Here is a 7,720-nt window from a genome sequence, read left to right on the forward strand (position 1 = left end):
GGCACCGAGGATCTCGGCCGCGTGCAGGCCCGACAACCAGCCACCGCGCTTCCCGATCGGTGTGCGAACTGCCTCGACGATTACTGGTGTGCCCACGGCGGGCTCCTTTCACTCTCTTCTTCGAAAAGTAGAACAGGTTCTCCCGACAGGGCAAGGGGTCCTGCGGCAGATATTTGCCTAGTCTTTCCCTGATCGGCGCTCTGTGATTCAATGCATGTAGAACGTGTTACACATCACTTCGCGGGCTGACCGCGAGGGCAGGAGACAGCAGTGGCGCAGCCCAATATTCCCGCAGGGTTCGACTTTACGGATCCTGACATCTACGCACACCGTATCCCCGTCGAGGAGCTTGCCGAGGTCCGCAAGACTCAGCCGGTCTACTGGGTCGACCAGCCGGACGGCGTCGGTGGCTTCAACGACGGTGGCTACTGGCTGGTCACCCGGCACGAGGACATCCGGGACGTCTCGCAGCGCAGCGACGTGTTCTCCACGTGGGAGAACACCGCGATTCCGCGGTTCGCGGACGACATGCAGCGTGAGGCCATCGAGCTGCAGCGGTTCGTCCTGCTGAACAAGGACGCGCCGGAGCACACCAAGCTGCGCAAGCTCGTCGCCCGCGGCTTCACGCCCCGCGCGATCAACGGGCTCAAGGCCGAACTGAAGTCCCGCGCCGAGGCCATCGTCAAGGCCGCCGCTGCGGAGGGTAGTGGCGACTTCGTCACCCAGGTCGCGGCGGAGCTGCCGCTGCAGGCCATCGCCGAACTCATCGGTGTGCCGCAGGAGGACCGCGGCAAGGTCTTCGAGTGGTCCAACCAGATGACCTCGTACGACGATCCCGAGTTCGCCGACGTCGATCCGGCGGCCGCGTCGATGGAGATCCTCGGGTACGCGTACCAGATGGCCGAGGCCCGCAAGGAGAACCCGGGCACCGACATCGTCACCACGCTCATCGAGGCGGACGTCGACGGCGACGTGCTCAGCCCGGAGGAGTTCGGCTTCTTCGTGATCGTGCTCGCGGTGGCCGGTAACGAGACCACCCGCAACGCGACCACGCACGGCATGAAGGCCTTCATGGACAACCCCGACCAGTGGGAGCTGTTCAAGAAGGAACGTCCGAAGACCATGGCCGACGAGATCATCCGCTGGGCCACCCCGGTCGCGTCGTTCCAGCGCACCGCGCTCGCGGACACCGAGATCGGCGGCGTCGCGATCAAGAAGGGTCAGCGCGTGGTGATGAGCTACGTCTCGGCCAACTTCGACGAGGACGTGTTCGAGAACCCGCACACGTTCGACATCACGCGTGACCCGAACCCGCACCTGTCGTTCGGTGGCACCGGTGCCCACTACTGCCTGGGTGCCAACCTCGCTCGCATGGAGATCGAGTTGATCTTCAACGCGATCGCCGACGTCCTCCCGGACATCACCGAGGCCGGCGACACCCGCCGCCTGCGGTCCGGCTGGCTCAACGGCATCAAGGAGTACCAGGTCGACTACAAGACCTCGGGTTGCCCGGTCTCCCACTAGGTTCGAATCTCTCCCTCCGGCTCGAGCGGAACACCAAGTCGGGCCACACGGACGCAGTAGCGTCAGCGAGATCCCTCATCCCTCGCTGACGCTACTGCTTTGTGTGTAGGAGGGTTTTGTGGGTGGGGCGGGTGTGCCGGTCCCGGTGGTGGGTACACGGCAGCGCGCACACGAGAATGGGGCGGTTACCGGATCCGGTAACCGCCCCATCGCTTTTCGGGAACTGTCGTCGTTTCGGTGAATCAGACCTTCTTCAACGTCTTCATGGCCCGGTCGACCTCCCAGAAGGCCCGCAGCGACTGCAGCTTGCCCGCCGCGTTCACGCGGTAGATGAAGACTCCCTCGGCGTCCACCTGGTTGCCGGCGATCACCGAGCGGATGAAGCCGATGTTGACGTTCTCGTCACCGCACACCAACGAGTCCTTGACGATGAACTCGAGCGAGTCGGTGTTGGCGATGGTCATGTCGTAGAACTTCGAGATCGCCTCGCGCCCATGATGACCCTTGCCCTCCGGATCGAACCCCGACGGACCGACCGGATCCTCGACCCAGCCGTCCTCGGCGAACAGATCCAGCCACTCTTCCTTGCGCTTGCCGCTCGCGGCGGACTGCGACGCGCGTGCCGCGATCCGTGCGGGATGCTCGGCGGTGGACGATTCGGTACCGGCCTGTGTGCTCACGTGCTGCTCCCTCCCTACTTGATGTACTGATCGGCGAACTTGCGCAGCGAGTCCTGCTTGGCCTCGAGCGGTGCGTCGAAGCCGAGGCCGTCGAAGATCCACGGGACGACGATGTTGTCGGTGATGCCGGCGTCGGCCATCTGGGCGTAGCCGTCCTTGCCGAATCGGTCGATGCACACCGCCTGGATCTCGAAAGGCTCCTCGGCCCGGCCGTATTCGGCACGGAGCTCCTTCAGACGGGCCATCGTTGCCACCAGATCGTCGAACTTCATCATCGCCGACGTCCAGCCGTCACCGATGCGCGCGGCGCGGCGCAGCGCGACATCGGTGTGGCCACCCACGTAGAACGGCACCGGCTTGCTCGGTGCCGGGCTGATCTGCAGGCGGCCGAAGTCGAAGAACTCACCGTGGTACTCGACCATGCCACCGGCCAGCACCATCTTGATGATCTCGATCATCTCGTCGACGCGGGCGCCGCGCTTCTTGTAGGGAGCGCCGCACCACTCGAACTCCTCCGGCGCCCAGCCGATTCCGACACCGAAGCCGAACCGGTTGCCGGTGAGGTTCGCGACCGAACCGACCTGCCGCGCGAGCAGCAGGGGATTGCGGGAGCCGAGTTTGAGCACGTTCGTGTAGAAGCCGATCGTGCTCGTGACCGCGCCCATGGCGGCGGCGGCGATCAGTGGATCTACCCACGGTGTCTCCTCGTTCCACATCCGGGAACCGTCGGGAGTGTAGGGGTAGTCCGCTGCCGCCGTCTCCATGAAGAACAGTGAGTCGGGCAGCGCGATGTTCGAGAACCCGCACTCCTCGGCGGTCTGGGCGAGCGCGGTGAGCTGGTCGAGCGGGCTCATTGCGATGCCGACGGTGAACTTCATGGCGTTACCCTTCTAGTTGGTCGGACGGTCGGAACTGACCACCCACATCGCGAAGTACTGCGAGCCGCCACCGTAGGCGTGGCCGAAGGCCTTGCGTGCGCCGTCGACCTGGTGGTCACCGGCGCGCTCCATGACCTGCATCGCGGACTCGGCGTAGCGGATCATGCCGGACGCGCCGATCGGATTGGACGAGAGGACTCCGCCCGACGCGTTGACGGGCAGCTGGCCGCCGAGCGCGGTCTCGCCGGCCTCGGTGAACTTCCAGCCCTGGCCCTCCGGCACGAACCCGAGATTCTCGAGCCACATCGGCTCGAACCACGAGAACGGTACGTAGATCTCGGCCGCGTCGATCTCGGTGAGCGGGTCGGTGATGCCCGCGGCCTTCCACAGTGCGGCCGCGGCGTCGCGGCCGGCCTGCGGGTTGGCGACGTTGCGGCCGGCGTACGCCAGCGGCTCGGTGCGCATCGCGGTCGCGTGGATCCACGCCACCTTGCGGCCTTCCGCCAGGACAGCTTCCGCGGTGTCTTCATTGCCGATGACGATGGCGCAGGCGCCGTCCGACGAGGGGCAGGTCTCGTCGTACCGGATGGGGTCCCACAGCATCTGGGACGCCTGCACCGACTCGATGGTGATGTCGGGCTGCTTGAGGTGCGCGTACGGGTTCAACGCGCCGTTGCGGCGGTCCTTGACGGCGACCATCGCACCGATGTGGTCGGGGGCGCCCGAGCGGCGGATGTACGAGCGCACGTGCGGTGCGAAGAAGCCGCCCGCGCCCGCGCCGACCGGCATCGTGAACGGCACCGGGGTGGACAGCGCCCACATCGCATTGGACTCGGACTGCTTCTCCCACGACACCGCGAGCACCCGCTTGTGCACGCCGGCCTGCACCAGGCTGGCCGCGACGTTACCCGTCGACGCACCGACCGATCCGGCGGTGTGCACGCGCAGCAGCGGCTTACCGTTGGCGCCCAACGCATCCGACATCGCGAGTTCCGGCATCATCGAACCCTCGAACAGGTCGGGGGCCTTGCCGATGACGATCGCGTCGATGTCGTCCCAGCCGACGTGGGCGTCGGCCATCGCGCGGTCGACCGCCTCACGGGTCATGGCGGCCATCGTGACGTCGTGACGCTTGGCGACGTAGTAGGTCTGACCGGTGCCGAGGACCGCGGCGAGTTGCTTGGCCATATCAGTTGCGTCCTTCCATGACGGCGACCAGGTTCTGCTGCAGCACAGGGCCACTGGTGGCGTGGGCGAGGACGCGCTGCGCGTCACCGCTGAAGATCTGTCGGGCCGCGTAGCCGATGCGCTCGAGACCGCCGGCGAACATCGGGTTGCCGGTGAGCGGGCCGCCCGACGGGTTGACGGTGGTGGCGTCGGTCAGGCCGATCGCCTCGCGCAGGATGATCTCCTGGTGCGTGAACGGGGCGTGCAGCTCGGCGATGTCGAGGTTCGAGACGTCGCCGCCGGTCGCGGCACGGGCCGCGGCGGCGGTGGACGGGGACGTCGTCAGGTCGCGCGATCCGAGGCTGGGGGAGTCGATGCGGTGCTCGATCCCGGTGATCCAGGCCGGCCGCTCGCGCAGCTCGCGGGCACGGTCGCCGCGGGCCAGGATGATCGCGGCCGCACCGTCGGTGATCGGCGCGCAGTCGTGCGTGCGCAGCGGGTCGGCGACGTACTCGGACGCCAGCAGCGTCTCGATGTCGACGTCACCGGAGATCTGCGCGTTGGGGTTGCTCATGGCCGACGCGCGGTTGCGCTGCGCGACCCGGGCCATGTCCTCGGCGGTCCACTTGCCGGCGTCGAGGCCCAGACGGGCCTGCAGGCCCGCGACCGAGACCGAGTCCGGCCACAGCGGGGTCACGAGGTACGGGTCCATCTGCATGGACAGGATCTGTCGGAGGTTGCCGGCGGACGACTTGCCGAAGCCGTACACGAGGGCGGTCTCGACCTCACCGGTCATCAGTTTGACCCAGGCCTCGTAGAGCGCCCACGCGGCATCCATCTCGACGTGCGACTCGTTGATCGGCGGCACGGCGCCGATCGAGTCGATCGCGGAGATGAACGAGAAGGAGCGGCCGGCCAGGTAGTCGGACGAGCCGGAGCACCAGAAGTCGATGTCGGACTTGGTGATTCCGAGCTCGGAGTACATCTCCTGGAAGCAGGGGACCAGCATCTCGACACCGTTGGTGGTGCCGGTGGTCTCGCGCACATGGGGGGCCTGTGCGAAGCCGACGACTGCAATGTCTGTCATGGTTCTCGAGGCTCCTAGAGGTGGTGCTTGTAGGTGTCGTATTCCGCGTCCGGCTCACCGCTGGGGCGGAAGTGGGAGATGTTCTTGAGCGAGTACTCCCACTCCTCCTTCGGCCGCCACACGGCCTCGACGCGCATGCCCATCCGGACCTCGGACGCGTCGACGTCGAGGATCAGGTGCAGGAACGGGATGTCGGCGCCGTCGAGCAGCACGTAGGCCGCGACGTACGGCGGCTTGATCTGCTGGCCCAGGAACGGCACGTTGACGATGCAGAACGTGGTGATGGTGCCCTTGTCGGACACCTCGACCTGTTCCTTGGTGGGGGCGCCGTCGGTCGGGTTGGCACCGCGCGGCGGGACGTACACCTTGCCGTTCGCGTCGGTGCGGCCGCCGATGATCTTGCCCTCCATCAGGCCGCGCAGGTAGTAGGTCTCCTCGAGCGACGCGGTGTGCGTGTAGTGCAGGTCGATCGGGGTGGTGATCATCGTGACCGGCTCGCCGCCGGAACCGGTTGCGGCGGAGTCGGAGTCGCTCTCGCCGGGTTCGAAGCACGCGATGTCATGGATGCGTCCGCTGCGCTCGTCGGCCCAACGCACCCGCACCCGCATGCCGGTGCTCATCGCGTCGGGGGAGCCGGCGTCGACGGCGTGCAGGATCGAGGTGTCCGCGCCGTCGAGCTTCACCAGGGCCCACGCGAACGGGTGCGTCAGGGGCTGACCCTCGATGGGCTCGGCCATCCACGACCAGCTCACGACGCTGCCGGTGTCGGCGACGTCGACGAAATCGGTCATCGGATCGTGGGTCACCGGGTCGAACTCCGGCGGCGGCACGTGCACGCGGCCGTCGGATCCGCGGGCGCCGATGACCTTTCGGTCTCGAAGCGCTGTCACGAAGGCACCGATGGTCGGGCCCACCGATCGGGTGTAGTCGAATTTCAGATTAAGTGGTGCTCTCAGTGGCTGCTCGGCCACTCCGCTCTTGCTCGCTGTCTTTCCTTGGGTCACGGATTCGAGTAGAACAGGTTCTTATTACTGTGGCAAGAGTCACTGCGGATATGGGAAAACACGGAGGCAGGCAATGAAGCTCGGGTTACAACTCGGATACTGGGGTGCGCAACCGCCGGCCAACGCGCAGGAACTCGTGAACGAGGCCGACGCGTCGGGATTCGACGCCGTGTTCTCCGCCGAATCGTGGGGTAACGACGCCTTCACGCCGCTCGCCTGGTGGGGCTCGAGCACGGAGCGCATCCGGCTCGGAACCTCGGTCGCGCAGATGTCGGCGCGGACGCCGACCAACTGCGCGATGCACGCACTGACGCTCGACCACCTGTCCGGGGGCCGCGCGATCCTCGGACTGGGCGTCTCGGGCCCGCAGGTCGTCGAGGGCTGGTACGGCCAGCCGTTCAAGAAGCCGCTCGCACGCACCCGGGAGTACGTCTCGATCGTGCGTCAGGTCCTCGCGCGTGAGGCCGCGGTACGCAACGACGGGCCGCACTATCCGTTGCCGTACGCCGGCGCCGGCTCGATGGGGCTGGGCAAGCCGCTCAAGCCCATCACCCACCCGCTGCGCGCGGACCTGCCGATCTGGCTCGGTGCCGAGGGGCCCAAGAACGTCGCGATGACCGCCGAGATCGCCGACGGTTGGCTCGCGATCTACTACACGCCGCGACTGGCGCCGATGTACAACGAGTGGCTCGACGAGGGATTCGCGCGGCCCGGTGCCCGGCGCAGCCGTGAGGATTTCGAGGTCGCCGCGACCTGCCAGGTGGTCGTCACCGACGACCGCGCCGCCGAGATCGCGAAGCTCAAGCCGATCACCGCTCTGTACGTCGGCGGGATGGGCGCACCCGAACTGAACTTCCACGCGCAGGTCTACACCCGGATGGGCTACGGCGAGGAGGTCAAGGAGATCGGCAAGCTGTTCCTGTCGGGCCGCAAGGAGGAGGCCGCCTCGATCGTGCCCGACGAGATGGTCACGGACACAATGATCATCGGCAACATCGACGAGGTGCGCACGCAGGTCAAGCAGTGGGAGGACGCGGGTGTGACGATGCTGCTGGTGACCTGCCGCAGCACCTCGCACATGCGTGAGTTGGCTGCCGCGGTCGGCACCGCCTGACAGATCCGGAACGCGAACGGCGCGGGCCGTGAAGGGATTTCCTTCACGGCCCGCGCCGTTTCTACGCTTCCGGGATCAGCGCGGGATCAGCGCGGGGCCATGCGGATGGCGCCGTCGAGGCGGATGACCTCGCCGTTGAGCATCGGGTTGGAGACGATGTGTGCGGCGAGTGAGCCGTACTCGGCGGGGTCGCCCAGGCGCGAGGGGTGGGGCACCTGCTGGCCGAGGGAGGCCTGTGCGGCCTCGGGCAGCGAGCCGAGCAGCGG

Annotated in this window: 7 protein-coding genes and 1 pseudogene; 2 read left to right on the forward strand and 6 right to left on the reverse strand. The window is 67.0% G+C overall.

The window, feature by feature from the left end; all coding sequences use genetic code 11:
• Positions 1 to 270: 270 nt before the first annotated feature.
• The gene (locus tag J2X34_RS28230) at positions 271 to 1,524 is read left to right on the forward strand and encodes a cytochrome P450 (protein ID WP_114724602.1); all 1,254 of its coding nucleotides are present in this window, start codon (positions 271 to 273) and stop codon (positions 1,522 to 1,524) included.
• A 242-nt stretch (positions 1,525 to 1,766) separates the two neighbouring features.
• On the opposite strand, the gene J2X34_RS28235 is transcribed toward J2X34_RS28230, so the two are convergent.
• From J2X34_RS28235 to J2X34_RS28255, 5 genes are read right to left on the reverse strand one after another with little or no spacing between them, the layout of a single operon-like run.
• Complete coding sequence (locus J2X34_RS28235) at positions 1,767 to 2,204, reverse strand: nuclear transport factor 2 family protein (protein ID WP_114724603.1); 438 nt, start codon at positions 2,202 to 2,204, stop codon at positions 1,767 to 1,769.
• Between the two features lie 14 nt (positions 2,205 to 2,218).
• Positions 2,219 to 3,082 (reverse strand): TIGR03619 family F420-dependent LLM class oxidoreductase, encoded by an 864-nt coding sequence (locus J2X34_RS28240; RefSeq protein WP_114724604.1) that lies wholly within the window; start codon positions 3,080 to 3,082, stop codon positions 2,219 to 2,221.
• Positions 3,083 to 3,094: 12 nt separating this feature from the next.
• Entirely contained in the window at positions 3,095 to 4,270 is a 1,176-nt protein-coding gene (locus J2X34_RS28245; RefSeq protein ID WP_429520340.1) for a thiolase domain-containing protein, read from the reverse strand.
• Between the two features lies 1 nt (position 4,271).
• Positions 4,272 to 5,336: a thiolase domain-containing protein gene (locus tag J2X34_RS28250; protein WP_429520341.1), complete on the reverse strand. Its 1,065-nt coding sequence runs from the start codon at positions 5,334 to 5,336 to the stop codon at positions 4,272 to 4,274.
• Positions 5,337 to 5,350: 14 nt separating this feature from the next.
• Complete coding sequence (locus J2X34_RS28255) at positions 5,351 to 6,307, reverse strand: Zn-ribbon domain-containing OB-fold protein (RefSeq protein WP_429520342.1); 957 nt, start codon at positions 6,305 to 6,307, stop codon at positions 5,351 to 5,353.
• Positions 6,308 to 6,413: 106 nt separating this feature from the next.
• On the opposite strand from J2X34_RS28255, the gene J2X34_RS28260 reads away from it, so the two are divergent.
• Positions 6,414 to 7,454 (forward strand): LLM class F420-dependent oxidoreductase, encoded by a 1,041-nt coding sequence (locus tag J2X34_RS28260; protein ID WP_174908194.1) that lies wholly within the window; start codon positions 6,414 to 6,416, stop codon positions 7,452 to 7,454.
• Between the two features lie 86 nt (positions 7,455 to 7,540).
• Here J2X34_RS28260 and J2X34_RS28265 read toward each other — a convergent pair.
• Positions 7,541 to 7,720 (reverse strand): annotated as a pseudogene (locus J2X34_RS28265) (3-hydroxyacyl-CoA dehydrogenase); the annotation flags it as partial.

It is taken from the genome of Rhodococcus sp. BE178 (assembly GCF_050433545.1).
Classification (GTDB): Bacteria; Actinomycetota; Actinomycetes; order Mycobacteriales; family Mycobacteriaceae; genus Prescottella.